We start from the raw sequence: 26,122 nt of genomic DNA on the forward strand, positions 1-26,122 counted from the left end.
GATCCTTTCAGTTACCGTGCGTTGGAATGGCCTTTTCACAGTGCGGGCACCTGTTGTTCGAGCGGGCTGCCGAGGACTTTCAGGTACTCCAGCAAGGCCCAGCGCTCTTCAGGTTGCAGAAAGCGCCCGATGACCCCGTTGCCCTGCGGCCCGGCCCGAAACTCATGGCCGCTGTTGTGGTTGCCGCTGATGCGGGTGTCGAGCACAAAGCCCCCGTCAAAGGCTTCAGTGCGATAACCCAGATGGCGTGGATCGTACTCAAACGTGCCGCGGTAAAACGTTTCGTCGCGCTCGGACTGAGGCGACAGCAATTGATACAGCGTGGGCACCGAGCCGTTGTGCAAATACGGCGCTGTGGCCCAGATCCCGTCCAGCGGCCGCGCCTTGTATGCGCGCACTTCCTGCACGGCAATCGGCAGCCCGTAACCATTGAGGCGATCCTGTTCCTGCGGGCTGAGCCCGGCGGCGTCGTACGCATGCTTTTCAACAAAGGCGGTGATGTACGCCAGCCCCTTGGCAACGGACAGTTGATGCAAGTCCAGCGGTTCATCGCTGTGGGGAAACAGCGTCACGTTCATCTTCGCCAACTCGGCCGGGTCCCATTGCAGGGCGCTGACGTCATAGCGGTTATCGGCGATGTTATTGGCGGTATTGGGGTCCGTGCCGATCACGTCCAGTGCAATGACGGTCAGCTGTTGCACGCGACGGCCTGCTTCGTCCTTGACCTGCGGCACGTGACACCCGGCGCAGTTTTCCGTGAACAGGGCGCGCCCTTTGGCGGCCAGCGGGCGGTCGATCTGGCCGAAGAGTGCTTCAGGCCACACGGGCGGTTTGAGCTTTTGCAGGGTTTCTTCGATCAGGTGCAAGTCATGCACCCGCACACTGGAGGGGTAGCGCGCATCCCCTTGCAAAGGCTGGCCGTGGCTGTCGAAAAAGTTCAGGGTGGCGCCGACACCCAGGGCCTCACCGATGTTGCGTGCCATGGGTTGCTTGGCCGATGCGGTCCACTGCACCCAGTCGAATGTCCACATGTCCCACAGGTGCGGGTAATCGACCGGCGCATTGGCGACGCGGTAGTTGTCAGGGGAAATCGCGTCGCCAAAACTGGCATTGGCAATACGGCCGAAGGCGTCGGTACGGCCGGGGCCTTCCAGGGTGGGGTAGAGGCCGCGATGGGTGTCATTCCAGGCCACGGCGAGGAAAGTGTCCAGCGCGGTTTTGAATTCGCGGCGCAACTGTTTGTGCTGCGCTTGATAGTCATCGCCCAGCACGGCGTGGGCGAACCGCTCGAATTTCCACGGGTTGTAATAGGTGGCGGCCAGGCTGGCCACCAAGGCCTGGCCGAAGCTGCCACCGCGCAGGGTCGGCACGCTTGAAGGCAGCACGTGCTGGGCCGGGGCGCCATCTACGCGCAGGGCTTGCCCTTGATAACGCAATTCGCCGGTGTGGCAGGCGGCGCAGGTGATGTCGAGGTACTCAACCGTGCTGCCGGGATTGCTGTGACGGGTAAACCCCACAGGCAAATTGCCGGGGTTGGCAGCACTGGCTTTTTGTTGAGGGTCGACCAGAAAGCCGAAGCGCGCCAAGTACTCGGGCGCGGCAAAAGGTTGCTGCGAAAACGGCAACTCCAACGCGCTGAACCAGTTGTAGCGCAAGCCTTTCACTTGAGTGCCTTGGGGCGTGTAGTAATAAGTCTGGCGGTCTGCCGGGCTCCATTGATCCAGGTAATGCAGCTGCTGCGGTGGCTGATAGGCCGGTAAGTGTGGATGGGCGGTGAAATAGACCACCACGGCAATCAACCCCGCCACGGCCGCCAGCAGGATTAGCAGAACACGGTAAAACAGACGCACAGTCACGCTCCTTGTCAATTTTTTACCGTCTTATGCCTTACAGAGTGGCTGGCATCAAGTAGCCATTAGTTCCTGCTGAAAAATAGGCATCCGCCTTGACAGACCGTCTTAAGTGTTAACAAAAGTTGCAGCGATTATGAATTGTCTTTTAGGCGTGAACTTCTGATCGTTTTGTGGCTCTCATGCCGGTAGCCATTGGTCGCGGCCGCCTGATAAGCTCGCGGCTTTATTCGATTGCCCATTTGGCGCATGAACAAGGAAATAGCATGAAACAGCATCGGTTGGCGGCAGCTGTGGCTCTGGTAGGCCTGGTACTGGCGGGTTGCGATTCGCAGACCAGCGTAGAGCTGAAAACTCCGGCACAAAAAGCTTCTTATGGCATCGGCCTGAACATGGGCAAAAGCCTGGCTCAAGAAGGCATGGATGATCTGGATTCCAAAGCCGTCGCCCTGGGCATCGAAGATGCCGTTGGCAAGAAAGAGCAAAAACTTAAAGATGACGAGCTGATCGAAGCCTTCTCCGCACTGCAAAAGCGTGCTGAAGAGCGTCTGACCAAAATGAGCGAAGAAGCCTCGGCAGCTGGCAAAAAATTCCTCGAAGAAAATGGCAAGAAAGCCGGTGTCACCACCACCGCTTCTGGCCTGCAATACGAAGTGATCAAGAAAGCCGATGGCCCACAGCCAAAAGCGACCGACGTGGTGACGGTTCACTACGAAGGCAAACTGATCGACGGCAAAGTGTTCGACAGCTCGGTTGAGCGTGGCAGCCCGATTGATCTGCCAGTGAGCGGCGTGATTCCGGGTTGGGTTGAAGGCCTGCAACTGATGCACGTTGGCGAGAAGTACAAGCTCTACATTCCTAGCGAACTGGCTTACGGCGCGCAGAGCCCAAGCCCGGCCATTCCAGCCAACTCGGTGCTGGTGTTCGACCTGGAGCTGCTGGGTATCAAAGACCCGGCCAGCGCTGATCAGGAAGTTGCCCCGCAAGCACCTGCCAGCAAGTAAGCGAGTTGCAGCACATAGCGCCCCGTCTCGACGGGGCGTTTTCGTTTCTGTAGTTCATTTCCTACGCTCTGTTTGACCTCTGATCGGAACATCCCCAAAGCGCTGTGTGCGGGTTGCTAGTGCCACTCGGCTGCCAAGTCAATGAATTTATGGGTTTTTTTATGTGTGTAAAAAATGCCCGATCTGAGCGCAGCCCTTATGGAACGGGGCTTTCAGGGATCGAAATCAGCTCTGTTCACAAGGTTATCCACAATTTGTGTGGATAACATTTGCAGCGCCCCGCCCCGTTTTCCTCGCCGGTCGTAGGTTTATCTGACCTCACATCAAAAACCCCCAAGACCTTAGCGGCTGTTAGGATTAAGCTTCTAGGGAAAGTTCCGACTCGATTTATTTAAAAGTCTGACGGGGTTTAGTAATGGATCTTCAAATTATCAAGCGCAACGGGGAACCCGAATACGCGGTTCTGTCATGGGAAAGCTATCAGGCACTGCTCAAGGCCGCGGGTATGAGCCAGCAGCCAGCACCCGCCGAGGCGCCAGATGCGCCTGTTCCTGAGCACACGCTGCCAGGGCTTGATCAACTGCGAAGCTTGCGGGAAGCAAAAGGCCTGGCGCTCGACACGCTGGCGCGCACGGTCGGTATCAGCCCGTCTTACCTGAGCATGATCGAACGGGGTGAGCGCACGCCGGACAGCGCCATCAGCCGCAGCCTTGGCTGGGAGTTGGGGATCACCGGCTGGAGGGACGCGTCATGAGCGTACGCATCAGTCGTCAACATTGGGACGCTTTGCTGGCAGAACTCGATCAGGCCCGCCGCCAGCGGCACCTGGTGACCTATCGGGCCTTGCTGGAGCGTTTGCAATTGCCCAGCCCGGCCATGTTGACCCTGACCGCCGCACTTGAGCATCTGGCCGCGCTGGACACCAAAGCGGAACAGCCGATGCGCAGTTCATTGGTCATCAGCCAGGGGGCGAGCCGTTTGCCCCGTACCGGTTTTTTCGAATGCGCAGAGCGGCTCGGCCGTTTCAGCGGGCCGCCTGACGGTATTGCAGCTGCTTCCTGGCATGCCGCTGAAGTGGTTCGGGTCTTTGAACATGTTTACGAACATGAGGAAGCCTGAGTGATGTGGCGACTCAAGGCGCGCTTAAGCTACTGGCTGGCGCGCAAGTTGTTTCACTGGCGCTGGTGTGTTCGCCAGCCACGGTTATGGCGCTGGATGGAAGGCCAGTTCGCGCGCATGGCCAACCTGGGTGATGCCGATGCCCAGAGCTTCTATGGGCACATTCTGGCGTTTCGTGGGCAAGGGCTGGGGGCCAAGGAGGAGGGCGTGCGCCTGTTGCGCCTGGCGGGTCTGGCGGGCGATGGCAAGGCCGCGTACCAAGTAGGTGTGTTCAGCCTCGCGGGAAGTGTGAGCAAAGCCCCTGACGCCGCTGAAGCCGTTCGCTGGTGGACAATGGCGGTCAAGGCAGGCCACCCGCTGGCGCCGATCAAACTGGCGGCGCTGTACGAGCAAGGTGCTGCGGGGGTGCAAGCCGATCCCGAACAGGCTCAGCATTATCGGGCCGGGTTGCGTTAAGCCCCCGACGTGACAAAAAAAGGGCGGACCGCTTTGCGCGGCCCGCCCTTTTTGGTCAGTGAACAACACGGCTGTTCCCGATCAAACGCCCGTGCCGGGGTGGATCAGAAACCAGGCTGAGATCGGGATCGGCTTTAACGGCTGATCCCGATCGTGCGCTGCCACTGCGCCACGACACGCGTGCGTCGTTAGCGGGTGGCCACCTGACCATTGAGCTTGAGGTAGTCGAGCAAGATGCGCCCGGTCTCGCTCAGGTAGGCGTCATCTTCCGGTTTGGTCTTTTCAGGCTCGACCGGCAGCGCGTCTTCGTCTTCTTTTTTCATTTCCTTGAGCGGTGCTTCGCCTTTGGCCTGACGACGGGCGTTTTCCATCGCCAGTTGCTTGGCTTCAATGTCGGCGTGCTGCGCGCGGCGCTCGGCTTCATTGAGGCTGACGGTCTTCTCGTTCATCAGCTTGTCAGCCAGCGCCAGCTTGTCACGGATAAAGATGAATTCTGCATCCTTGGCCGTGCGCGCTTCATGGTCCGCCTTGAGCTTGGCAATGAACGGCTTGAACGGGTCGACCGCAGGCTTGATTGCCGGGCGGATGGTGTCCCATGGCATGGCTTCAGGCAGGGCGCTTTCACCGATTTCCTTGGTGTCGATGATCGACGGGAACGCGACGTCAGGCAGAACGCCCTGATGCTGCGTGCTCTGGCCGGAAACCCGATAGAACTTGGCCAGTGTCAGTTTCAGTTCACCATGGTTGAGCGGTTGAATGGTCTGCACGGTGCCTTTGCCGAAGGTCTGGCCGCCGATGATCAGTGCACGGTGGTAATCCTGCATGGCGCCAGCAAAAATCTCCGAGGCCGAAGCCGACAGGCGGTTGACCAACAACGCCATCGGGCCTTTGTAGAAGGCGCCCGGATTTTCGTCTTCCAGCACGTCTACCTTGCCGTCCGCGTTACGCACCAGCACGGTCGGCCCTTTGTCGATAAACAGGCTGGTCAGCTCCGTCGCTTCCTGCAACGAACCGCCGCCGTTGTTGCGCAGGTCGATAATCACGCCATCGACTTTTTCTTTCTGCAACTCGGTCAGCAGTTTCTTGACGTCGCGGGTGGTGCTCTTGTAATTCGGGTCACCGGCACGGAATGCCTTGAAGTCCAGGTAGAAGGCCGGAATTTCAATCACGCCCAGCTTGTAGTTCTTGCCGTCCTGTTTCAGGTTCAGGATCGACTTCTTGGCCGCCTGTTCTTCCAGCTTCACGGCTTCGCGGGTGATGGACACCACTTTGCTGGTCTGGTCATTCGGCGCATTGCTGGCCGGAATCACTTCCAGACGCACCACCGAGCCTTTAGGGCCGCGAATCAACTTGACCACTTCATCCAGACGCCAGCCGATCACGTCGACCATCTCTTTGTCGCCCTGGGCAACGCCGATGATCTTGTCCGCCGGGGCCACCTGCTTGGTCTTGTCCGCTGGGCCTGCCGGCACCAGACGCACGACTTTCACTTGGTCGTTATCGCTTTGCAACACGGCGCCAATGCCTTCCAGCGACAGGCTCATGTTGATGTCAAAGTTTTCCGCGTTATCGGGCGACAGGTAATTGGTGTGCGGGTCGTAAGACATGGCGAAGGTGTTGATATATGCCTGGAAGATGTCTTCGCTACGGGTCTGGTCAAGGCGCGACAGTTGGTTCTTGTAGCGCTTGGTCAGCAGTTCCTGGATTTTCGCGGGCTCTTTGCCGGCGATTTTCAGGCGTAGCACTTCGTCCTTCAGACGTTTGCGCCACAGGTCGTTGAGTTCGGCTTCGGTCTTGAGCCATGGGGCGTCCTTGCGGTCGACCTCCAGGGTCTCTTTGGCATTGAAGTCGAACGAGTCGACCCCCTTGTTCAGTTCGGCAAGGGCGAAGTCCAGACGCGATTTGACCCGGTCCAGGTAGCGCTTGTAGATCGTGAAGCCGGGGTTGAGGTCGCCGCTTTTGAGGAAATCGTCAAATTGGGTTTTCCATTTGTCGAATTCGGCAATATCGCTGGCCAGGAAATAACTGCGCGAGGGGTCGAGCAGTTTCAGGTAGCTGTCATAGATGATCACGGAACGTGCGTCATCCAGTGGCGGCTTGCTGTAATGATGGCGTTTGAGCAGCTCAACAACGTTAAGACTGGCAATTACCTCATCACGATCGGGCTGAAGGTTATCCCAACTGTTAGCGGCGAATGTATTGGCCGAGAGCGGCAAAACGCTGAGGCCAATGAATAGGGCAAGTGCGGTGCTAGGGAATAAATGCTTCATGCTGATTCGACGCGGGGGCAATTGATAACGCATATTAGGCCGTCTTTGAAGTCGCCGGTTCCATCAAGGACCGGTCGCATAATGCAAAAAGCCCGGTGCTTCAGCGCCGGGCTCAGTCCGGACTCACTATGGAGGCACTGTGAAAGCATTGCAAGGCGTTGAAGGTCATGTGAAGTGGGTTGAAGAGCCAAGTCCCACCTGCGATGCAGGGCAAATTCGGATTCGTGTGGCGGCAGCGGGGCTTAACCGCGCCGATCTTTTACAGCGTGCGGGGCTCTATCCACCCCCGCCCGGCGCCAGCCAGGTGTTGGGCCTGGAATGCTCGGGCGTGATCAGTGAAGTCGGCCCCGGATCGTCGTGGCAAGTGGGTGACCGTGTGTGCGCGCTGCTGGCCGGCGGCGGCATGGCTGAAGAGGTTGTGGTGGATGCGCGCCACGCTTTACCGGTGCCCGAAGGTCTGTCGCTGGTCGAAGCCGCGGCCTTGCCCGAGGTGTACAGCACCGCCTGGTTGAACCTGTTCCAACTGGCCGGTTTGAAACCCGGTGAAAAAGTGCTGTTGCACGCCGGAGCCAGTGGCGTCGGTTCAGCGGCCATTCAATTGTGTAAAGCCTTTGGCAGCCCGTGCTGGGTCAGCGTGGGGTCTGCAGAGCGTCTGGCGTACTGCCAGTCTCTCGGTGCTCAAGGTGGCGTTTTGCGCAATGACGGGCTCGACAGCCTCAAGGCGCTGGGACCGTTCGATGTGGTACTGGACCCGGTGGGCGCCAATTACGTGGAGTCCAACCTCCAATTGCTGGCCCAGGACGGTCGCTGGGTGCTGATCGGTCTGATGGGCGGGCGCAAGGCTGAGCTGGATCTGGCCCTCGTACTGGGCAAGCGCATCCAGCTGTTGGGCTCGACCCTGCGCAGCCGCGATGACCAGTTCAAGGCGGATTTGCTCAGCGATTTGGGTCAGCAAGTGTGGCCTTTGTTCACCGAGAAGCGCTTGAGCCCGCAACTGGCCAAGACCTTCCCGATCGAGCAGGCACAAGCAGCGTTTGATGAACTGGCCGGCAATCAAGTGTCCGGCAAGCTGGTGCTGGTGATCGACCCGGACCTGCTCTAAAACGGCGGCCATGCCCCTGTCCCTTGTGGTCAGGGGCTTGTTCGCCTACTTCCAGTGGTGGATCGGCCACCCGGCTTTTTCAGCGTGTTCACGCAAAACCGGGTCAGGATTGACCACGTGTGGGTGATCCACTTTCAACAGCAACGGCAAATCGTTGCGTGAGTCGGAATAAAAACTCGCCCCTTCCAGATTTTCTTCTTCGGCGTCCAGCCACTCCAGCAAGCGCGTGATTTTGCCTTCCCGGTACGTCAACGTGCCGACAGTGTTGCCCGTGTAGACCCCGTGCTTGACCTCCAGCTCAATGCCCAGCACCTCGTCGATGCCCAGTCGTTCGGCAATCGGCTTGACCAAATGGGTGCCCGACGCAGAGATCACCAGAATCCGGTCTCCGGCCTGGCGATGGGCAGCGATCGTGCGGGTGGCATCACTGAAAATGATGGGCTCGATATGGTCCTCGACCCATGGGCCCACCAGGTGGGCAACTTCTTCAGGCGTACGACCGATCATCGGCTCCAGGCTGAAGGCCATGTACGTCTCCATAGCCAGTTCGCCCCGGCTGTAGGCGTCCATGAGTTCGTTGTTACGCTGCATGAACGAAATGGGATCGACCCAGCCAAGACGGCCCATCTGTTCGCTCCACAAGGTGGCGCAGTCGCCGTGAATGAGGGTTTCGTCCAGATCAAAAATTGCCAAAGCCATCAGCGCCACTCTCTTTGCAATGAATTGAAGCGCATCAGGCTACCTCACACAGGGTGCCCGGATCGATGGTCAGGGCAACCCGTTGGCCATCTGCAAGCAAATCCGCGGATGAGCGATTGAGTACGTCAACGATCAACTCCACGCCGCGCACCTCAACCCGATAGCGAATCACATTGCCCAACAAGCTGTGGCCGCGGATCACCGCGTCCGGCTCACCGTGCAGGCTTAAAGCGAGCGTTTCGGGACGGATTGCAATGCGGCTGGTGACCGGGCGTTGCAACAGGCGCGTGGCGGCCTCGGGGTCAAGCAGGTTGTAGTTGCCAATGAAACCGGCCGCGAAGGCGTCCACCGGGGCCGCGTACAGGGTTTGAGCATTACCGCTCTGGACGATGCGGCCCTGATTCATCAGGAAGATGCGATCACTCATCGTCAGCGCTTCTTCCTGATCGTGGGTCACGAAAATGGTGGTCAGGTTCAGTTCGCGCTGGATCTGCCGGATCTGCTCGCGCAAGTGTTTGCGAATGCGCGCATCCAGGGCAGACAGCGGCTCGTCCAGCAGCAACAGGCGTGGGCGGGTGACCAGCGAGCGCGCCAGTGCCACGCGCTGGCATTGCCCGCCTGACAACTGATGCGGGTAACGTTTGGCGTAGTCATTGAGCTCCACCAGTTGCAGCGCCTCTGTCGCCCGCTTGTGGCTGTCATTGGCATTGACCTTTTGCATGCGCAGGCCAAAGGCCACGTTTTGCTCGACCGTCATGTTGGGGAACAGCGCGTAACTCTGAAACACCATGCCAATGCCGCGCTTTTGCGGGCTCAGCGGGACGATGTCCTGACCGTCGAGCAGGATCTTGCCGTCATCCACGGGGGTGAGCCCGGCGATGCAGCGCAGCAGGGTGGACTTGCCGCAACCCGACGGGCCGAGCAGGGTGACGAACTCTCCCTGGGCGATGCTGCAATTGATGTCGCTGAACACGGGCGTGCCGGAATAGCTTTTTTGCAGATGTTCGACGCTGACGAAGCTCATTGGCTTTTGTCCTTGTTCAATAAGGTGGCAACCCAGGTCAGCACCAATACAAAGAGGAAATACGAGATCACCAGTGCGCTGGTGAAATGGCCGCTGCTGTTGCGCATGTTGTTGAGGAACACTTGCAAGGTTTCGTAGCGGGTGCCCACCAGAATGTTGGCAAACACGAACTCACCGAACAGGAACGAGAACGACAGCAGCAGTGCCACCAACAAGCCTTTGCGCAGGTTGGGCAACACCACCAGAAACGCCGCTTGCCAAGTGTTGGCACCCAGCAATTGCGCGGCGTCCATCAGGTCTCGCAGGTTGATCGCCTGCAGGTTGTTGGTGATGGCGCGGTACATGAACGGCAGGGCCACCGTGAAATAGCAGCCGATCAGAATCCACGGGGTTCCGACCATTTGCAGGGGGCCGGAGCCATACAGTTGCAGCAGGCCCACCGACGACACCACGGGCGGCACGGCAAAGGGCAACAGGATCAGAATGTTCATCAGCGCGTCGAGCTTGGGAAAGTGGTAATGCACCACAAACAGCAACGGCAAAATCAGCACCACTGACAGCGCCAGTGCCGCCACGCACACCAACAGCGACTGCCCGAACGCTGCAAGGAACCGTGGATCGCCCCACAACTGCACATACCACTTGAACGTAAACCCGCTGGGCATAACGGTGGCCGACCAACTGCTGGCGATGGAGTAAATCAGCGTGCCCAGTAGCGGCAGCAGCAGGATCAGGAACAGCAGCCAGACCACGCTGCGGTGGTAGAGGCTGGCGGAGGTGGATTCAGCGCGCGACATGGTAAGTCCTCTTCAACAGCCACTGATGCACCAGCGTTACCAGGGTCATCAAACCCACCAAAATCACCGCCAGCGCACTGGCCATGTTCGGGTCGAGGCTGATATCACCGGACACCAGCGCAGCAATCCGGATCGGCAATACGTTGAAGTTGCCGGTGGTCAGGGCGTACACCGTGGCGTATGCGCCCAGGGCGTTGGCCAGCAAAATCACAAAGGTGCCGAGCAGGGCGGGGGTAAGCACCGGCAAGCCGATAAAACGCCAGAATTGCCAACTGCTGGCGCCCAGCAGCGAAGCCGATTCGCGCCAGTCTTCACGCAGCGCGTCGAAGGCGGGGTACAGCAGCAATACCCCCAGCGGGATCTGGAAATAGGTGTACAGAATGATCAGCCCGGTTTTGGAGTACAGGTTGAAATCTTCGATGATCCCCGCCTGTTTGAGCATGATCGTGATGCTGCCGTTGAACCCCAGCAAAATGATGAAAGCAAAGGCCAGCGGCACGCCCGAGAAATTACTGGTCATGTTGGCGAAGGCGTTGACGAAATTGCGCAGCCGCGAATCCACCTTGCGCAGCGAATAACTGCCGAGCACCGCGATCACAATGCCAAACACACTCGACCAGAAACTGATCTGCAGGCTGTGCTCAATGGCCTGTCGGTAAAACTTTGAGCTGAAAATCTTGCTGAAGTTGGCCAAGCCCCAGCCGCTGTCTTGCGATTGCACGCTGTGGATCAGCACCCACACCAGCGGCGCAATCTGAAACACAATAAAAAACACCGCGAACGGCAACAGACACAACAGCGCCAGCCCTTTGCTTCGACTCATACGGCGGGCCTCAGCAGGTCGCGGCACACCGGCTTGTCATGGGCCACGCCCAGCAACGCGCAGACCGTGCCGCACAGCTCGGTTTGCCGGGGTTCGACGTCGGGGTTGAAGCTGAACGCATCGCCCAGCACAAACAGCGGCACCTGGCGTTCCTCCTCCAGCAAACCGTTGTGCGAGCGGTCGTTGTTCATGCCGTGGTCGGCCGTCACCAGCACCTGATAACCTGCGTCCAGCCAGCCTTGCAGATAGTCGGCCAGAAGGATGTCGGCCGAGCGCGCACTGTTGCGGTACTGCGACGAGTCCAGACCATGCTTGTGCCCGGCATCATCAATGTTCATGGGGTGAACCAACAGAAAGTCAGGCGAATGCTTGACGCGCAAATGCTCCGCGTCAGCGAACAGGTGCGAGTCGGGGTAATGATCGTTCCAGTAAAAATGCCCGTACTGGATCGGGAAGTCCGGTGCTTCGGTATGACGGTCGCGGGAGATGACAAACGGCGAGCGGTTATACAGTTCGCTGACCCAGTGATAGGCCGCCGCGGCCGTGCTCAGGCCCGCTTCACGTGCGTAGTGGAACACGCTGCGCTGGTGGGACAGGCGCGACACATTGTTGTGCACGATGCCGCTGTCAATCGGCGGCACGCCGGTCAGGATGCACTCGTACAGCGGGCGTGACAGGGCGGGCAATTCGCACGTGAGCGTGTACAGGGCCGCGCGCCCGGCGGCGGCATACGCTTGCAAGTGCCCCATGGCATGGCGGGCAACGCCATCGTTGAGCCCGTCGAGCACCACCAGAATGACCTTGTGTTTCATGTACGACTCCACCAGGGAAAGAGCATGCCTTCCAATCGCGGCTGCCGCAGTCTGCGACAGCCGCTCCAGGGTTAAGGGCGTTACTGCATATTGATGATGACTTCTTCCTGCCACATCTGCGGCAGTGCCTTTGAGGTGTTCTCCCAGGCTGCGGCATCCTTGATGGGCGTTACATGTTTGTACTGTTCATTGGGCAGCAACTGCTTTTGCACGTCTTCGGGCAGCTTCAGGTGTTCAGCCCGAATCGGCCGTGCGTTGCCGCGTGCCAGGTTGGTCTGCCCTGCATCGCTGAAAATGAATTCACGGGTCAATTTGGCCGCGTTGGGGTGCTTGGCGTATTTGTTGATGATGGTGGTGTAACCGGAGATGACCGAGCCATCTGACGGGATCAGCACCACGTAGTCATCCGGGTTGGCCATCTTGGCTTTATAGCTCAGGCCGTTGAAGTCCCAGACCACGCCCACTTCGACTTCACCTTTTTCCAGGGTGGCGATGGTCGGGTTGGCCAGCGACAGGCGCCCTTGTTTGGCGATGTCAGCAAACATCAGCAACGCCGGTTGAATGTTCTTTTCGTCCCCGCCATTGGCAAGTGCGGCGGCCAGTACCCCATTGGCGGCTTGGGCCGCTGTGCTGACATCCCCGATAGACACTTTGTATTTTCCATTTTTCAGGTCCGCCCATCGGGTGGGGACGTCGGAGCCGTGCAACAGTTTTTTATTGACGATAAACGCAATGGTGCCGGTGTAAGCCAGCGCCCAGTTGCCGTCTTTGTCCTTGGCCCAGTCGGGGATTTGCGCCCAGGTGGTCGGCTTATAGGGCTGGGTGACGCCCTTGGCCACGGCAATCGGGCCGAACGCCGCGCCTACGTCACCGATGTCGGCGCTGGCGTTATCTTTTTCAGCCGCAAACTTGGCCACTTCCTGTGCCGAACTCATGTCGGTGTCGATGTGTTTGAGGCCGTAGAGCCGGTTCAAATCGGCCCAAGTGCCTTTCCAGTTAGCCCACTCATCGGGCATGCCCACGCTGTTGACAGCACCCTCGGCACGCGCAGCGGCTTCCAGGGCTTTCAGATCGACGTCGGCGGCCATGGCCGTGCTGCACAGAGCGATGCTTGAACCTAACAGTGATGCCAGAAAAAACTGTTTCATCCGTAGCTCCTTGGGCGTTTTCACGCTGATTTTTTATGGGTCTTTTGCAGGTGTTGGTCTAGGTCAGCAATACCCGAGCCAATTTAGGCCGGGCGTATGACACTTTGATGTCGGCATCAACCGTGCAAGGGCTGAACGAGCCCGATGCGCTCATTGCGAGTAAGCGTAGACCATGCCTTTGCCCCCGTTTTTCGGGGCGTTGAGGGTGCAGTGGGCCTGCAGTGTCATCGAACGGTCATGTGAGCTGCCTAGTCTTGGTACCTCAGGAACGCGGGGCAGATGACCCTGCCTTTGCCCATATTTGGTGCTGGACTAGTCCAGATAGGTAACGTTGATGCGTGAAGAGGCCCCCAAGGCGGTGACAGCCATCAGCCGTGCGTTGCAGGAGCAAATCGGGCACGGTTTGCTGGCGTGCGGCAGCCAGTTGCCTGCCGAGCGCAAGCTCAGTGAGTTGTTCGATACCACGCGCGTGACAGTGCGCGAAGCCCTGTTGCAACTCGAAGCCCAAGGGGTGGTGTACCGCGAAGAGCGGCGCGGCTGGTTTATCTCGCCACCGCGACTGGCCTACAACTTGATGCAGCGCAGCCATTTTCACGCCATGGTCAGCGCCCAGGGGCGAGTGCCCACCACAGATGTGATATCGGCGCGGCTACAGCCCGCGTCGGCAGCGGTGTGCGAGCGTTTGAAGTTGCCGGCACTGTCCAGCGTGATTCAAATTTGCCGGGGGCGGCGTATCGACGGACGACGGGTGCTGTATGTCGAGCACTACTTGAACCCGCAGTATTTCCCGCGAATTTTAGAGTTTGATCTGACGCAATCCATCACCGAGCTGTATGCCCGGCACTTCGACCTGCATTACGGTCGGGTGCAATTCGAAATTGTGCCGACTGCGTTACCCACACAAGCCGCCGCCACGTTGAAAGTCTCAACGGGCAGCCCGGGGTTGTGCATTGCGCGGGTCAACTACGATCAGCACGGGCGGCTGATCGATTGTGACCTGGAGTACTGGCGCCATGACGCGATTCATGTCGGCGTGGAGGTGCCGGCGCAGGGTTAATCCTTCTGCAAGATCCCGCTGCCGGCCGTGACGACTTGTACGCTCAGGCGCGGCGTGGCCAGATCAAGCCCGGCTTCGTCCAGATGGCGTTTGAGCGACAGGTTGAACGCACGTGATACTTCCCATTGCTTGATCGGCGCGGTCTTGAAGCGCGCCCGCAAAATGGCGCTGCCCGATTCAAAACTTTCAACCCCCTGAATTTCCAGCGGTGACCAGATGTTGCGGCGCTGAAGCGGGTCGGAGCGCATCTTTTGCCCCACTTCGCGCATCAGCTTGATCGCGTCGTCGATTTCCATGTTGTAGGGAATGGCCACGCGAAAGATCGCGTAGCCGAATTCGCGGGAGTAGTTCTTGATGCTTTTGATTTCGCTGAACGGAATGGTGTGCACGATGCCGTCGATGTCGCGCAAGCGCACGGTGCGAATGGTCAACCCTTCGACCGTGCCCAGGTGGCCGCCAACATCCACGTAATCATCGATGGCCAATGAGTCTTCAATGATGATGAACAGGCCGGTAATCAAGTCCGCGACCAGCGATTGCGCACCGAAACCGATGGCCAGACCGATGACACCGGCACCGGCCAGCAGCGGCGTCACGTTCATGCCCATGTTGGCGAGGGCAACGATCAGCGCAATGATGAAAATGGCCGCGAACAGCACGTTGCGGATCAGCGGCATCATGGTTTGCGCGCGGGCGTTGGCCAGCCCTTTGCGCGAGCGGGTCAGGGCGTGGTGAATGGCGGTGTCGGCCAGAATCCAGATCAGCCAGGCAAACAGCAGCGTGCCGCCCAGCCCGAACAGCTTGACGGTGATCTCGTGGCCGTCGCCCTCGGTGATGCGAATCAGCGACAGCCCCCACACCCGCAGCCCCAACTCAATGAACACCAGCCACACCACCAGGTGCGCAAGGGTGTAGACAAAGCCTTTAAGGCGCTCGGAATACAGGGCGTGACGTTTGTGACCGCGTTGCGGTTTTTGCGCGTGGCGACGCACCAGCCCGTTAATCACCATGCACAGCACCACCAGCACGGTGCAGATCAATGACTGACGCAACGCGGTGCTGGTGTCGCCGGCCGAAATAAACGTCGCGGCCAGCGAGATGGCCACCAGAATCAGCGCCGCAATCCACCAGTACGTGCCGAGCAATTCAATGGTGTCGCTCAAGGCACGACGGGTCAGGCGCCGCGACAAAGGCTGGTTACGAATCAGGTGAGCAATCGGGCGCCGGAAGCGAATGATGAACAAACCGGTGGACAGCGCCGCCATCACATTGGCAAACGTGGCGGCCGTGTGGGCCAGGTGCACGCCCAAGGTGGCGACCAGTCGCGGGTCGCTCAGGGCCTCGCCGAAGGCGGCAAAGCTGCCGATCCACCACAGCGGACGAAAGGCCTGATGCCGCAGGATGTGCAGGGCGCGGTGGCGGTGCGGGCCGTCGAGCAGGGAAAAAGCAATCACGCAAATGGCCGAGAAACAGGTGCCGATGACCAGCGCATACGCCAGCACCATCGCCAAGTCCTTGCCCAGCGACGACGGCAACGAATAGCTCATGTACACGGTAATCACCAACGCCACCAGCCACGGCCCCAGCTTGCGCAAGGCAAACCGCAGCATGTCCACCGCCTTGGGGTGTTGCGGCAACTCTTCGCTCAGGCCAAAGCGCAGGCGCACCCGGTGGCTGACCCAAATCAGCAGCGCGGCCAGCAGGCTCCAGACCATGATGATCAGCGCAAAGGCAAAAATGATCGGCAGCCATTGACTGGCCGGCAGCATCAGCGCCTTGAGTTCGTCCTGTGCCTGATCGATCTCCCGTGCCCAGCGCGAGGTCGGGCTGTCATTGCCCAAAAACTGTTTTTCGAGGTCGGTGAGGGTGCTACCTATCAGCCCGAGCACGCCGATCTCGGCCTCGGGTTGCGCCTTTTTGGTGGCGTCGCGCAGCTTCTTCAAGTCGGCCAGCAGCTTGCTGCGTTGCTGGTCGTTCTCCAGGTTTTTGATCACTTCGTCCAGCGATTGACCCAGGGGCTCGGTGGGTTGGGCCTGGGTTTTATCCGGGCTGAGCAGGCCAGGCAGGCCGACAGCCTGCGCAGACGTGATGGGGAGCAGCGTCAGCATGCAAACGAGCAGTAAATACGGCAGGGCGAACAAACGAACAAGCACTGGGCGGTCAACCTCAAGGGGGCAGGTCGACCGAGTGTACGCTAGGGTCTGTTCCCGTTTCACTGCAAACCGCGTCGCGGGGTCACATTTAGCCAGGCAAGGCGCAGAGCGAAGGCAATGGTTGTTCCCTTCTCAAGCGCTGCAATGCAGCCTGACTAAATGCAACCCGCGCCCCGTGGGTGTTCGTCGCGGCTGCTATGAAACGGGAACAGACTCAGGGGCAGCGCTGATTCGTTTCTTGTGACACATGAAATCAATCAGCGCTGGATTTTGCGAAAAAACGCAGGTGTTCAGGAATTCAGCTTGGCCAGAATCTTGAACACAATCGTGCCGAATATCAGCAGCATGCCGCACCAGATCATCAGGACGCCGATGCCGCTGGTTCGCTCGCGAAGGGTGAAACCGACAGTCAGCAGCAACATGCCGCACACAATGGGAATCATCATGGAGTGGAACGCAGACATCTCGATCATTGTTATGGACCTGAAGGAATGAATGGGCTCCAGTCTAGGCCCGATTGTGAAAGTGTGCGGTGACGTGTATCAAAATTGAGCGGCACGCCTGGACTTTGCAGGGTTTGGAGCGGGGCAGGCCCGCTCCGAGGCCCTTCACGGGAGTTGCTGGCTGGCGTAGAACGCGCTCAGCACTTTGACCAGATGCGCCAGATCATGGCTGCCGGCCAATTCGCGAATGGAGTGCATGGCAAACGTTGGCAAGCCGATGTCCACCGTGCGCACCCCCAAGTGGCTGGCGGTGATCGGGCCGATGGTCGAGCCGCAGCCCATGTCACTGCGTACCACAAAACTTTGCACCGGCACTTCTTCGGCCATGCACAGGTGGCGGAAGAAACCGGCCGTTTCGCTGTTGGTGGCGTAACGCTGATTGCTGTTGACCTTGATCACCGGCCCGGCGTTGAGTTTCGGGCCGTGGTTGGCGTCGTGTTTGTCGGCGTAGTTGGGGTGAACGCCATGGGCGTTGTCAGCCGACACCAGCAGGGATTTCTGGATGGTGCGTACGAACTCATCCCCTTCTGGCAGCAGGCGTTGCAGGATTTGCTCCAGCATCGGGCCATCGGCGCCGCAGGCCGAGCAGGAGCCGACTTCTTCATGGTCATTGGCCACGAACAGGCAGGTTTCGTCGGTCTCGGTATTGAGCAACGCTTGCAGGCCGGCGTAGCACGACAGCAAGTTGTCGAGACGGGCGCCGGCGATAAAGTCACCATTGAGACCAATCACCGCAGCGCTCTGGGTGTCGTAGAAGCTCAACTCGTAATCGAGCACCACGTCAGCGTTCAGGCCGTGTTCGCGGGCCAGTTGGTCGGTCAGCAAGGCACGGAAGTCCACACGTTCATCGCCCGCGACCTGGGCCAGAATCGGCGGCAACTCGGTTTGCGGGTTAATCGCCCAGCCTTCGTTGGCGGTACGGTTGAGGTGGATCGCCAGGTTCGGAATGGTCGCAATGGGCGCCCTGAAATCGATCAGCTGGCTTTCGACTTTACCGTCGCGGCGGAAGGTCACGCGCCCGGCCAGTGACAGGTCGCGGTCAAACCACGGGGCCAGCAAGGCGCCGCCGTAGACTTCGACGCCCAGTTGCCAAAAACCCTGGCGTTGCAGTTCGGGTTGAGGCTTGACCCGCAGGCAGGGGCTGTCTGTGTGCGCGCCGACCATGCGAATGCCGCCGTGCAAGAGCGAGTGTCGGCCCAGCTTGAACGCGACAATGGAGGAGTCGTTGCGAGTGACGTAATAGCGACCGTTGGCTTCGGTGAACCAGGTCTCGCGCTCATCGAGGCGCTGATAACCGGCGGCCTCCAGACGCTGCACCAGGCTGGCGGTGGCATGAAAGGGGGTAGGGGAGGCCTTGAGAAAGTCGATCAGGCCTTGGTTCAACTCTTCGCGCATAAGTTACTCCAGACAGCAAGGCCGCGAGTTTAGCGCATTGGTCACAAAAATTGACCCCGATTGAACCTCAATCCCGCAGCCGCCGCCTGTGTTGCCTGGCAGCGACCACGCAGGGGCGGGTGTCAGAACGGCGCCGGGCACTCGAAGCGCAAGCGCTCACCGGTTTGCGGGTGAGTGAAGCTCAGCATGCTGGCGTGCAGGCACAGGCGTGGGTAAGCCGCTAGCGCCTGTTCATGGGCGTACAGGCCGTCGCCCAGCAGCGGGTGGCCGATGGACAGCATGTGGACCCGCAGTTGATGCGAGCGGCCGGTGATCGGCGTCAGTTCCACGCGGCAGTAATCTCCACAGCGCTCCAGGACTTTCCAGAACGTCAGGGCGTTTTTGCCAAACTCGTGATCCACCACGTGCCGGGGTTTGGTCGGCGGGTCGTAGCGCAGCGGCAGATCAATGGTGCCGCTGTCCAGCGCCGGTTGGCCCCACGCCAGTGCGGTGTAGGCTTTTTCGGTTTCGCGGTCATGAAACTGGCGAGACAGTTCGCGGTGGGTGTCAGCATCCCGCGCCAGCAAAATGATCCCGGACGTTTCCCAATCAAGGCGGTGTACGATCCGCGCTTCGGGGTAGCCGTTTTCTTGCAGGCGGGTAATCAGGCAATCCTTGTTGTCTTCTGCGCGGCCGGGCACGGACAGCAGCAACGTCGGTTTGTTGACCACAAGAACGCCAGCGTCCTCGTGGATGATGTGGATGTTGGACAACGGCATTAAAACAGCCTCTTGAGAAACGCCAACGGCGACGTGGGAACCGTCTCCGCAAAGAAGGTGCCCAGGTCGCCGTGGTGTCGGCCGGATCGGTTAACGATCTGGCAGGGTGATGTTGAGTTCCAGAATCGAGCAACTGCCGTCGTTTTCCAGCGCGACATGCACGTCATCGTTGCCGATATTGACGTATTTGCGAATCACTTCTACCAGCTCTTTCTGCAAGGCGGGCAGGTAATCCGGCGTGCTCCGTTGGCCGCGTTCGTGCGCCACGATGATCTGTAGACGCTCTTTCGCGACCGACGCGGTGGTTGGCTTTTTGTTGGCGCGAAAGAAGTCGAGAAATTTCATTGTTTAGTTGCCTCCAAAGATACGCTCGAAGAATCCCTTCTTCTTGACATCGAGGAATCGATGTTCCACGGACTTGCCCAGCAAGCGATCGACGGCATCGCTGTAGGCCTGGCCAGCGTCGCTCTGGTCGTCAAGAATGACCGGCACACCTTGGTTGGAAGCCTTCAAAACAGCCTGGGACTCCGGAATCACGCCCAGCAGGGTCACGGCGAGGATTTCCTTGACGTCTTCAACGCCGAGCATTTCTCCGTTGCTGACACGCTCCGGGTTGTAACGGGTGAGCAGCAAGTGCTCCTTGATCGGGTCCTGGCCTTCTTCAGCACGCTTGGACTTGCTGGCCAGCAGGCCGAGCATGCGGTCCGAGTCACGTACCGAGGACACTTCAGGGTTGGTCACGACAATCGCTTCGTCAGCGAAGTACATGGCCAGGTGCGCACCGGTTTCGATACCGGCCGGGGAGTCGCACACCACGTATTCGAAGGTTTGTTTAAGTTCCATCAGAACTTTTTCGACGCCTTCTTTGGTCAGTGCGTCCTTGTCACGGGTCTGGCTGGCGGCCAGCACGTACAGGTTTTCCAGGCGCTTGTCTTTGATCAGGGCCTGTTGCAGGTTGGCTTCGCCGTTGACCACGTTCACGAAGTCATACACCACGCGGCGCTCGCAGCCCATGATCAAGTCCAGGTTACGCAGGCCGACGTCGAAGTCGACGATCACTGTTTTATGGCCGCGCAGTGCGAGGCCGGTACCGATAGCGGCGCTGGTGGTGGTCTTACCCACACCACCCTTGCCGGATGTAACCACGAGAATCTTGGCCAAGGTGTTTCACCCCTAAGGAAAAAGGACTTTTTAGCCCCTGAATAACATCTCTATTAACGACGGCAGGTGAACAGTCCTGGCGGATGATCGTTCAGGTCGGCGTTTACAAGCCGTAAGCGCTGGCTGATTGTTGATTTCCTACAAGGTTTAAACTGTTTTCTCTACGCTGTTGAGATGGTTGGAAAATGGCGAGAGTATCCGTTAAAGACGGGTGATGTTCAACATGTCACTTGACAGACTGATTTGAACCCCTGCACCCCACAATGGATCACGGCGCAGGTCTTCCGACACTTTGTACTTGCCGGCAATCGACACCAGCTCGGCGCTCAACTGCTGGCAGAAAATGCGCGCCTTGGTGTTGCCTTTATGCCCGGCCAGTGCTCTACCGCGCATTGGCCCGTACACATGGATGTTGCCATCGGCCATAAGTTCCGCACCGGGGCTGACCGCCGCCATGACCACCAGGTCGCCCCCTTCGGCATACACCGTCTGGCCGCCGCGTACGGGGCTGGTGATGATGCGGGTCGGCTTGACCACAGGCTCGGGCGGTTTTTCGGGTTTTTTCTTGACCTCGGCTTCGACCGGTTCAATCGGCCGCTCACGGGCGCCGGACGGCGGCAGCACAGGCAGGTCGATAGCAATCGCGGCGGCAATGTCTTCAATGCGGCTGGCGCGAATGGCCAGTGTGCGCAGGCCATGTTGACGGCAGACACGCATCAGGCCTGGCAAATCAATCGCACCTTCACCGGCGGGCATTTTGTCCAGCGCCAGGACGAGCGGGGTATTACTGAAAAAATTCGGGGCTTGGGCCACTTTGGCAGCCAGTTGGCGATCCAGGGCTTCAAGGTTGTTTTTGGCCAGTTCCAGCACCGTGATGGCGAGCATACTGCCCTTAAGCTGGAACACAGGGGCTTGGTCTAGCGATTCGGTTTGGCTCATGGTCGGCTTAATGCGGCTTGTCACTTAAAGTGCTGAGACTTATAACGAGATCGCCCGCGAGCCGCAAGCGGGGTCGAACGATGTAGAATGCCCGGCCCTTGTGTCTGTCCGGAATCATTAATGGATCGCCCGCGTTTTCGTGCTGCTTTTTTTCACCCGCGTTTTTGGCTGCTGTGGCTTGGCCTTGGCCTGCTGTGGCTGGTGGTGCAGCTGCCTTATAAAGTGCAATTGGGGTTGGGGCGTGTGTTGGGCGCGCTGATGTACCGGGTCGCCGGTGATCGTCGGCGCATTGCCGCGCGCAACCTGCAATTGTGTTTCCCCGAAAAGTGCGCCGCCGAGCGCAAGCACTTGCTCAAGCAGAACTTTGCGTCCACCGGTATCGCATTTTTTGAAATGGCCATGAGCTGGTGGTGGCCCAAGCCGCGTCTGGCCCGGCTGGCCCACGTAGAAGGGCTGGAGCACCTCAAGCAGGCGCAGCTGGAAGGCAAAGGGGTGATCCTCATGGCGTTCCACTTCACCACGCTGGAAATCGGCGCGGCCCTGCTCGGGCAAAAGCACACCATCGATGGCATGTACCGCGAGCATGGGAACGCGCTGTTCGATTTTATTCAGCGACGGGGCCGCGAGCGCCACAACCTGGATTCGCTGGCCGTGGAACGTGATGAGGTGCGCGGCATGCTCAAGCTGCTGCGCTCGGGGCGTGCGATCTGGTATGCGCCGGATCAGGACTACGGCGCCAAGCAGAGTATCTTTGTGCCCTTGTTTGGCATTCAGGCGGCCACCGTGACCGCCACCAGCAAGTTTGCCAAGCTGGGCAAAGCGCACGTTGTGCCCTTTACTCAACAACGACTGGCGGATGGCAGTGGCTACAAGTTGGTGATTCATCCGCCTTTGAAGGATTTCCCCGGAGAAAGCGATGAGGCCGATTGCCTGCGCATCAATCAGTGGGTCGAGCGGGCCATTCGTGAATGCCCCGAGCAATACCTGTGGGCCCACCGCCGTTTCAAGACCCGCCCGCCGGGCGAGCCCAAGTTGTACGACAAACGCCGCTGACCCGCGCTGCCTGCAGGGCGCCCGTCGATGAGCGGCGTGGCGCCGGTAACCGGCCTGATTCTCTCGGGCGGCGGCGCGCGTGCCGCGTATCAGGTGGGGGTGCTGGCGGCCATTGCCCAGTTGCTCCCCAGCGGGGCGCCTAACCCGTTCCCGGTGATCGTCGGCACCTCGGCCGGGGCGATCAACGCGGTCAGCCTGGCCAGCGGCGCGCTGAACTTTACCCTCGCCGTCGAGCGATTGACCGCCTTCTGGCAGCACCTGCAAAGCCATCGGGTGATGCGCAGTGACTGGCCGGGCGTGATTCATCAGGCCAGCCGTTTTGTGAGCCGCAGTGTGTTGGGGCTTGGCCCTCAGGCGCCGGTGGCCCTGCTCAACAGTTCGCCATTGCGCGATTTGCTCAACGACAACATCAGCTTTGCGGGGATCGATCAGGCCATTGCGGCGCAGCAGTTACGCGCCGTGGCACTGACTGCCTTTGGCTATACCTCGGGTCAGGCCGTGACCTTTTACCAAAGTGAGCGCGCCATCGATGGTTGGTTGCGCCATCGCCGTATCGGGCGGCCAGCCGCCTTGACGGTCGAACACCTGCTGGCCAGCTCGGCCATCCCGCTTTTATTTGCTCCGGTCAACATTGGCGAAGAGTACTTCGGCGATGGCGCCGTTCGTCAGTCCGCGCCCATCAGCCCGGCCTTGCACTTGGGGGCCAATCGGGTATTGGTGGTCGGTGTCAGTGGCAACCCGCGCGGGCCGGACCCGCAGGGTGCGCAACGGCGCCCGTTCAATGCCCGGCAGCCGACGCTGGCGCAGATCGGCGGGCACCTGCTCAACAGCACGTTTATTGACAGCCTTGAGAGCGACATTGAACTGCTGGAGCGCCTTAACCACTTCAGCCGTTTACTGCCCGACCAGCCCCACAGCCTGGGCCTGGCGCCCGTGGACGTGCTGGTGATTGCCCCCAGCCAGCCCCTCGACGAAATTGCCGCCCGTCATCGCCACGAACTGCCTGCCGCCCTGCGCCTGTTTTTACGTGGGCCGGGTGCGACCAAAACCAGTGGCGCAGGTGTGCTCAGCTATTTGTTGTTCGAGAAGGGTTACTGCACCGAGTTGATCGAACTGGGGCGCAAGGATGCGCTGGCCCAACGTGCGGCACTCTCGCGCTTTTTAGGCAGTGACGCCCACAGTCTGTAAGGGGTGCTGACGCGCACCGGGAGCAGATACCCGGCGGCACACGCTGTTGTGTCGCGCCTGCTTGCACTCAGGCGCGTGCTGCATCAGTGCGTTGTCAGACTGTCCAGCGATTTATCAACGTAGGCTTTGGCCAGTGCAACCAAATGCGTGATCGATAACACCAGGTCGCGCGCCGGCCCGCTCATGCCATTCCCCGCCTCAGTCGCCGATGCCCCGGCGCAGCGCAACAAGTCTGACGCTTGGGCCAAAGCCGCTTCTAAATTGACACTGTTCGCGATGGCATACGTGGTTGTGTCCACGGGGCGAGTGGGCTTATGGCCGTGCAGGTAGTAATCAAGCGCGCGATTGGCGGCGGCCCGGTCCAACAACTGTGGATCGCACGGCGCAGCGTCTTGCGGGGTGAAAGCGGGTGGGTCGGGGACGAGCTTTTTCATGGGTCAACTCCAGATGCATGCAAAGGAGCTGTCACCTGTCGCGACTAAACGAGGAGGTGGCAGCCGTACGCAGGTTAGTCGACCGGTGCATCTGGAAACCGGCGCGCCACGAGGGCGCCCTGCGCACGGCCACCATAAAACGCAGGCCGTAAAAAAGCGCCTCGCGGAGGTGGCGCCTTGCGCCAGATGACAAACCGGGCGACTAAACCCGACCGCTGAATGGGCAGCGATGGGCCGAGACTAGCCCTCGATTGGCAGCGGCGCAAGCGCGCGGGATTTTCTCGGAAATTTCGCATGATTGAAAGGGAATTGTCATACGTGACGGCCGCACAGTGAGAGTGAGGGGCGGAACGGTTTAGGGGTTAATTGGCCGGTGAGCTTTTCGAGCCAGAAGTTGTCGAGCGGGTTTGCTGGGTGGTGGCGTGTTTGGAGGGGAGGGACGGCGGTGGGTGTCCTAATGGAAAAGTGGGGTACCTGTCATTTCTGACAGTATTCAGCCGCCATAAAAAGGCGTTCAATATTTTTAAGCGTTTAGAAATATTAAGGTACTCATAGCGGAAACTATTCGTTCGATAGTGTCATGCCTCATTAATTTGTTTTTGGCTTCGGCGCTTTAACAAGCACTTTACCTGTTCGTGCAAGGCGAAAACCAAGTTTCTATCAGTGGTGCTGAGGTACTGGTACTTTATCTGTGAATTGAGGGTTACACGATGAATATGCTTGAAAGGAAATTGGCTGCCAAAAATGCGCGTAAGGCTTTTTTTAAACGTCGTGGTGAGTTAAGGCGTGCGGGTGAGCATGCCAAGCCTACGGTGCAAGGTGTTTTGCCTGGTGATCCGCAAGGGCTCATCCCTATAACGCTTTTGACAGCCCCTCTGAAAGTTGAAATACCGCATTGGGTGAATTTTCCAGTCGATCCAAATAAACCGGGTGATGAATTAAGGCTGCAATGGCGGCCGCAAGGTAGCACAGATGATGCAGCTTATACAGACCTCCTAGATCCTCCTGTTATGGTCATAAAAGGGAATTACCCAAATCCCATGATTCAAGAGATACCGCTAGTTTCTTTTGAATATATCCACGGTGCTTTTGAGTTTAGATATCTCGTAGTGGGCGGAAATGATGGCGGAGCTGCTACACCTTCAGAAACCACACCCATCGTGCTCGATATTATTCCGCCTTATGGCAATGAATATCCCACAAACTTAGATCTTACTGATGGCCCTATTACGGATGCCAACAGCAATGCTGTAGTAGCGACTATTCCTTCGTATCCAGACCAAGCGGATGGCGATAAAATTGGCGTCTATTGGGTAAAAGACAAGGTGCCCGAAGATGTTTCAAATTGGCCACCCATCGGTGGCTTTCAAGCTATTCCGACAGACCGAAAGTTCCCCATTCCTGAATCAACTATCCTCGAGGAGGGGGATGGTGACTTTTTCGCGTGTTATATCCTGCTGGATAAAGCGGGTACTGACAGTCGCGTTGGCGGGTCCGAGAAAATTTCAGTAGCGCTTGGGCCCTTACCTACGGCTCCGTTCCCTGCGCTAGCGGTGCGCCATGCCGATGAGATTTCAGATGACTTAATTGACCGTGATGATGCGTTTTTGGGTGTGTATGCCGATATCAAGACGGAGATAACCAACTGGAAAATTGGCGATAGTCTTACGGTCACGTGGGGAGACCAAACACTGGATACCCCTTATCCGATCAACCAGTTTCCAGTTAATATTCCTGTGCCGTGGACTGTTTTGAAAGCGGCCTATGATTTTCAGACGCCTGGTTCTCAAGATACTATTGTCCAGTACGATTATTTTCGGGGCTCGCTACTCTTGGGTTCTGCCAATGTAACGATTAAGGTTGATTTGTCCAAGGTAGGCCCTGAAAATCCGGATGAGCCTAATCCAGTAAACCCAGCACTGGGCGTAGTGACCGTAAAAAGTTACACGAGTTTAATCGATAAGATAGAGACTGGTGATGTTAACCATGAATCGCCCCTAGTTTCGTAGACACCTCCAAGCCTTAAAATGAGGCCCATTAGGAGGTGCCATGAGCAACCAGCGATATCCCGAAGAATTCAAAATCCAGGCGGTCAAACAAGTGACCGAAAAGAAGCTTCCTGTCTCGGAGGTGGCTGCACGATTGGGTGTGTCCGTGCACAGCCTCTATGCCTGGGTTAAGCGCTACACCAAGCCCCAGGAACAGCGCGTTGAGGAGGATGATCAGAGCGCTGAGGTTCGTCGTCTACGGGCCGAGCTGAAACGGGTGACGGAGGAGCGAGACATCTTAAAAAAGGCCGCCGCGTACTTTGCCAAGGAGTGCGGCTGAAGTACGCCTTTATTAAGCAGCAAGCGGGTCATTACGCGATTCGACGGCT

The 26,122-nt window shown here is 58.8% G+C and carries 25 protein-coding genes and 1 pseudogene; 10 read left to right on the top strand and 16 right to left on the bottom strand.

What is annotated here, in order from left to right; all coding sequences use genetic code 11:
- Positions 1-35 precede the first annotated feature (35 nt).
- Positions 36-1,850: a di-heme-cytochrome C peroxidase gene (locus TU74_RS19860; protein ID WP_048377429.1), complete on the bottom strand. Its 1,815-nt coding sequence runs from the start codon at positions 1,848-1,850 to the stop codon at positions 36-38.
- Positions 1,851-2,116: 266 nt separating this feature from the next.
- On the opposite strand from TU74_RS19860, the gene TU74_RS19865 reads away from it, so the two are divergent.
- The 4 genes from TU74_RS19865 (at position 2,117) to TU74_RS19880 (ending at position 4,429) form a co-directional block, all read left to right on the top strand.
- Positions 2,117-2,854 (top strand): BamJ family beta-barrel-assembly machinery protein, encoded by a 738-nt coding sequence (locus TU74_RS19865; RefSeq protein WP_047274188.1) that lies wholly within the window; start codon positions 2,117-2,119, stop codon positions 2,852-2,854.
- A 415-nt stretch (positions 2,855-3,269) separates the two neighbouring features.
- Positions 3,270-3,608 (top strand): helix-turn-helix domain-containing protein, encoded by a 339-nt coding sequence (locus TU74_RS19870; RefSeq protein WP_048377430.1) that lies wholly within the window; start codon positions 3,270-3,272, stop codon positions 3,606-3,608.
- Positions 3,605-3,973 (top strand): hypothetical protein, encoded by a 369-nt coding sequence (locus TU74_RS19875; protein ID WP_047274192.1) that lies wholly within the window; start codon positions 3,605-3,607, stop codon positions 3,971-3,973. The genes TU74_RS19870 and TU74_RS19875 overlap by 4 nt, the downstream gene beginning before the upstream one ends.
- Entirely contained in the window at positions 3,974-4,429 is a 456-nt protein-coding gene (locus tag TU74_RS19880) for an SEL1-like repeat protein (protein WP_047292714.1), read from the top strand.
- 188 nt (positions 4,430-4,617) lie between these two features.
- Here the strand turns inward: TU74_RS19880 and TU74_RS19885 are convergent, their stop codons facing one another.
- Complete coding sequence (locus tag TU74_RS19885; protein ID WP_169838526.1) at positions 4,618-6,699, bottom strand: carboxy terminal-processing peptidase; 2,082 nt, start codon at positions 6,697-6,699, stop codon at positions 4,618-4,620.
- Between the two features lie 139 nt (positions 6,700-6,838).
- Between TU74_RS19885 and TU74_RS19890 the strand changes: the two genes are divergently transcribed.
- The gene (locus TU74_RS19890; RefSeq protein WP_047274197.1) at positions 6,839-7,801 is read left to right on the top strand and encodes a zinc-binding dehydrogenase; all 963 of its coding nucleotides are present in this window, start codon (positions 6,839-6,841) and stop codon (positions 7,799-7,801) included.
- Between the two features lie 45 nt (positions 7,802-7,846).
- Here the strand turns inward: TU74_RS19890 and TU74_RS19895 are convergent, their stop codons facing one another.
- From TU74_RS19895 to TU74_RS19920, 6 genes are all read right to left on the bottom strand, one after another.
- On the bottom strand, positions 7,847-8,500 hold the full coding sequence (locus tag TU74_RS19895) for an HAD family hydrolase (RefSeq protein ID WP_047282611.1): 654 nt from the start codon (positions 8,498-8,500) through the stop codon (positions 7,847-7,849).
- 34 nt (positions 8,501-8,534) lie between these two features.
- Positions 8,535-9,524, bottom strand: coding sequence for an ABC transporter ATP-binding protein (locus TU74_RS19900; protein WP_048377431.1), 990 nt, complete (start codon positions 9,522-9,524; stop codon positions 8,535-8,537).
- Entirely contained in the window at positions 9,521-10,321 is an 801-nt protein-coding gene (locus TU74_RS19905) for an ABC transporter permease (protein ID WP_047274203.1), read from the bottom strand. Before TU74_RS19905 ends, TU74_RS19900 begins: the two co-directional genes overlap by 4 nt.
- On the bottom strand, positions 10,308-11,144 hold the full coding sequence (locus tag TU74_RS19910) for an ABC transporter permease (RefSeq protein ID WP_047274205.1): 837 nt from the start codon (positions 11,142-11,144) through the stop codon (positions 10,308-10,310). The genes TU74_RS19905 and TU74_RS19910 overlap by 14 nt, the downstream gene beginning before the upstream one ends.
- Positions 11,141-11,956 (bottom strand): alkaline phosphatase family protein, encoded by an 816-nt coding sequence (locus TU74_RS19915; RefSeq protein ID WP_048377432.1) that lies wholly within the window; start codon positions 11,954-11,956, stop codon positions 11,141-11,143. The genes TU74_RS19910 and TU74_RS19915 overlap by 4 nt, the downstream gene beginning before the upstream one ends.
- Positions 11,957-12,036: 80 nt before the next feature.
- Complete coding sequence (locus TU74_RS19920) at positions 12,037-13,104, bottom strand: ABC transporter substrate-binding protein (protein ID WP_048377433.1); 1,068 nt, start codon at positions 13,102-13,104, stop codon at positions 12,037-12,039.
- A 334-nt stretch (positions 13,105-13,438) separates the two neighbouring features.
- Between TU74_RS19920 and TU74_RS19925 the strand changes: the two genes are divergently transcribed.
- Positions 13,439-14,161 carry a UTRA domain-containing protein gene (locus TU74_RS19925; protein WP_047274211.1) on the top strand — a complete coding sequence of 241 codons (723 nt, stop codon included), beginning with the start codon at positions 13,439-13,441 and terminating at the stop codon, positions 14,159-14,161.
- On the opposite strand, the gene TU74_RS19930 is transcribed toward TU74_RS19925, so the two are convergent.
- From TU74_RS19930 to minC, 7 genes are all read right to left on the bottom strand, one after another.
- Positions 14,158-16,314, bottom strand: a complete 2,157-nt coding sequence (locus TU74_RS19930; protein ID WP_048377434.1) for a mechanosensitive ion channel domain-containing protein — start codon at positions 16,312-16,314, stop codon at positions 14,158-14,160. The two genes, TU74_RS19925 and TU74_RS19930, sit on opposite strands and share 4 nt — an antisense overlap.
- 290 nt (positions 16,315-16,604) lie before the next feature.
- Entirely contained in the window at positions 16,605-16,787 is a 183-nt protein-coding gene (locus TU74_RS19935; protein WP_047281732.1) for a hypothetical protein, read from the bottom strand.
- A 135-nt stretch (positions 16,788-16,922) separates the two neighbouring features.
- Complete coding sequence (locus TU74_RS19940) at positions 16,923-18,212, bottom strand: M18 family aminopeptidase (RefSeq protein ID WP_048377435.1); 1,290 nt, start codon at positions 18,210-18,212, stop codon at positions 16,923-16,925.
- A 122-nt stretch (positions 18,213-18,334) separates the two neighbouring features.
- Positions 18,335-18,970, bottom strand: a complete 636-nt coding sequence (locus TU74_RS19945; RefSeq protein WP_047274219.1) for an RluA family pseudouridine synthase — start codon at positions 18,968-18,970, stop codon at positions 18,335-18,337.
- Positions 18,971-19,060: 90 nt separating this feature from the next.
- A complete protein-coding gene (gene minE, locus TU74_RS19950; RefSeq protein WP_010208824.1) occupies positions 19,061-19,315 on the bottom strand; it encodes a cell division topological specificity factor MinE in 255 nt (84 codons plus the stop codon).
- A 3-nt stretch (positions 19,316-19,318) separates the two neighbouring features.
- On the bottom strand, positions 19,319-20,131 hold the full coding sequence (gene minD, locus TU74_RS19955; protein ID WP_047292732.1) for a septum site-determining protein MinD: 813 nt from the start codon (positions 20,129-20,131) through the stop codon (positions 19,319-19,321).
- Positions 20,132-20,332: 201 nt separating this feature from the next.
- On the bottom strand, positions 20,333-21,070 hold the full coding sequence (gene minC / locus TU74_RS19960) for a septum site-determining protein MinC (RefSeq protein WP_047274226.1): 738 nt from the start codon (positions 21,068-21,070) through the stop codon (positions 20,333-20,335).
- 120 nt (positions 21,071-21,190) lie between these two features.
- On the opposite strand from minC, the gene TU74_RS19965 reads away from it, so the two are divergent.
- Together TU74_RS19965 and TU74_RS19970 are read left to right on the top strand one after the other, a co-directional pair.
- Positions 21,191-22,123, top strand: coding sequence for a lipid A biosynthesis lauroyl acyltransferase (locus TU74_RS19965; protein WP_048377436.1), 933 nt, complete (start codon positions 21,191-21,193; stop codon positions 22,121-22,123).
- Positions 22,124-22,150: 27 nt separating this feature from the next.
- Positions 22,151-23,311, top strand: a complete 1,161-nt coding sequence (locus TU74_RS19970; protein ID WP_048377437.1) for a patatin-like phospholipase family protein — start codon at positions 22,151-22,153, stop codon at positions 23,309-23,311.
- Positions 23,312-23,394: 83 nt separating this feature from the next.
- Here TU74_RS19970 and TU74_RS19975 read toward each other — a convergent pair whose 3' ends face one another.
- Positions 23,395-23,745, bottom strand: coding sequence for a DUF6124 family protein (locus tag TU74_RS19975; RefSeq protein ID WP_047292739.1), 351 nt, complete (start codon positions 23,743-23,745; stop codon positions 23,395-23,397).
- 710 nt (positions 23,746-24,455) lie between these two features.
- Here TU74_RS19975 and TU74_RS19980 point away from each other — a divergent pair.
- Positions 24,456-25,754 (top strand): hypothetical protein, encoded by a 1,299-nt coding sequence (locus TU74_RS19980; RefSeq protein ID WP_048377438.1) that lies wholly within the window; start codon positions 24,456-24,458, stop codon positions 25,752-25,754.
- A gap of 40 nt (positions 25,755-25,794) precedes the next feature.
- Positions 25,795-26,122, top strand: a pseudogene (locus TU74_RS19985) (transposase); the annotation flags it as partial.

Source organism: Pseudomonas lundensis (assembly GCF_001042985.1).
Classification (GTDB): Bacteria; Pseudomonadota; Gammaproteobacteria; order Pseudomonadales; family Pseudomonadaceae; genus Aquipseudomonas; species Aquipseudomonas lundensis.

Excerpts from the sequence above, each read along its gene's own strand:
- TU74_RS19865 (WP_047274188.1), top strand. The coding sequence starts at position 2,117 with ATGAAACAGCATCGGTTGGCGGCAGCTGTGGCTCTGGTAGGCCTGGTA.
- TU74_RS19870 (WP_048377430.1), top strand. The coding sequence starts at position 3,270 with ATGGATCTTCAAATTATCAAGCGCAACGGGGAACCCGAATACGCGGTT.
- TU74_RS19875 (WP_047274192.1), top strand. The coding sequence starts at position 3,605 with ATGAGCGTACGCATCAGTCGTCAACATTGGGACGCTTTGCTGGCAGAA.
- TU74_RS19885 (WP_169838526.1), bottom strand. The coding sequence starts at position 6,699 with ATGAAGCATTTATTCCCTAGCACCGCACTTGCCCTATTCATTGGCCTC.
- TU74_RS19895 (WP_047282611.1), bottom strand. The coding sequence starts at position 8,500 with ATGGCTTTGGCAATTTTTGATCTGGACGAAACCCTCATTCACGGCGAC.
- TU74_RS19900 (WP_048377431.1), bottom strand. The coding sequence starts at position 9,524 with ATGAGCTTCGTCAGCGTCGAACATCTGCAAAAAAGCTATTCCGGCACG.
- TU74_RS19905 (WP_047274203.1), bottom strand. The coding sequence starts at position 10,321 with ATGTCGCGCGCTGAATCCACCTCCGCCAGCCTCTACCACCGCAGCGTG.
- TU74_RS19910 (WP_047274205.1), bottom strand. The coding sequence starts at position 11,144 with ATGAGTCGAAGCAAAGGGCTGGCGCTGTTGTGTCTGTTGCCGTTCGCG.
- TU74_RS19915 (WP_048377432.1), bottom strand. The coding sequence starts at position 11,956 with ATGAAACACAAGGTCATTCTGGTGGTGCTCGACGGGCTCAACGATGGC.
- TU74_RS19920 (WP_048377433.1), bottom strand. The coding sequence starts at position 13,104 with ATGAAACAGTTTTTTCTGGCATCACTGTTAGGTTCAAGCATCGCTCTG.
- TU74_RS19925 (WP_047274211.1), top strand. The coding sequence starts at position 13,439 with ATGCGTGAAGAGGCCCCCAAGGCGGTGACAGCCATCAGCCGTGCGTTG.
- TU74_RS19935 (WP_047281732.1), bottom strand. The coding sequence starts at position 16,787 with ATGATCGAGATGTCTGCGTTCCACTCCATGATGATTCCCATTGTGTGC.
- TU74_RS19940 (WP_048377435.1), bottom strand. The coding sequence starts at position 18,212 with ATGCGCGAAGAGTTGAACCAAGGCCTGATCGACTTTCTCAAGGCCTCC.
- TU74_RS19945 (WP_047274219.1), bottom strand. The coding sequence starts at position 18,970 with ATGCCGTTGTCCAACATCCACATCATCCACGAGGACGCTGGCGTTCTT.
- minE (WP_010208824.1), bottom strand. The coding sequence starts at position 19,315 with ATGAAATTTCTCGACTTCTTTCGCGCCAACAAAAAGCCAACCACCGCG.
- minC (WP_047274226.1), bottom strand. The coding sequence starts at position 21,070 with ATGAGCCAAACCGAATCGCTAGACCAAGCCCCTGTGTTCCAGCTTAAG.
- TU74_RS19965 (WP_048377436.1), top strand. The coding sequence starts at position 21,191 with ATGGATCGCCCGCGTTTTCGTGCTGCTTTTTTTCACCCGCGTTTTTGG.
- TU74_RS19970 (WP_048377437.1), top strand. The coding sequence starts at position 22,151 with ATGAGCGGCGTGGCGCCGGTAACCGGCCTGATTCTCTCGGGCGGCGGC.
- TU74_RS19975 (WP_047292739.1), bottom strand. The coding sequence starts at position 23,745 with ATGAAAAAGCTCGTCCCCGACCCACCCGCTTTCACCCCGCAAGACGCT.
- TU74_RS19980 (WP_048377438.1), top strand. The coding sequence starts at position 24,456 with ATGAATATGCTTGAAAGGAAATTGGCTGCCAAAAATGCGCGTAAGGCT.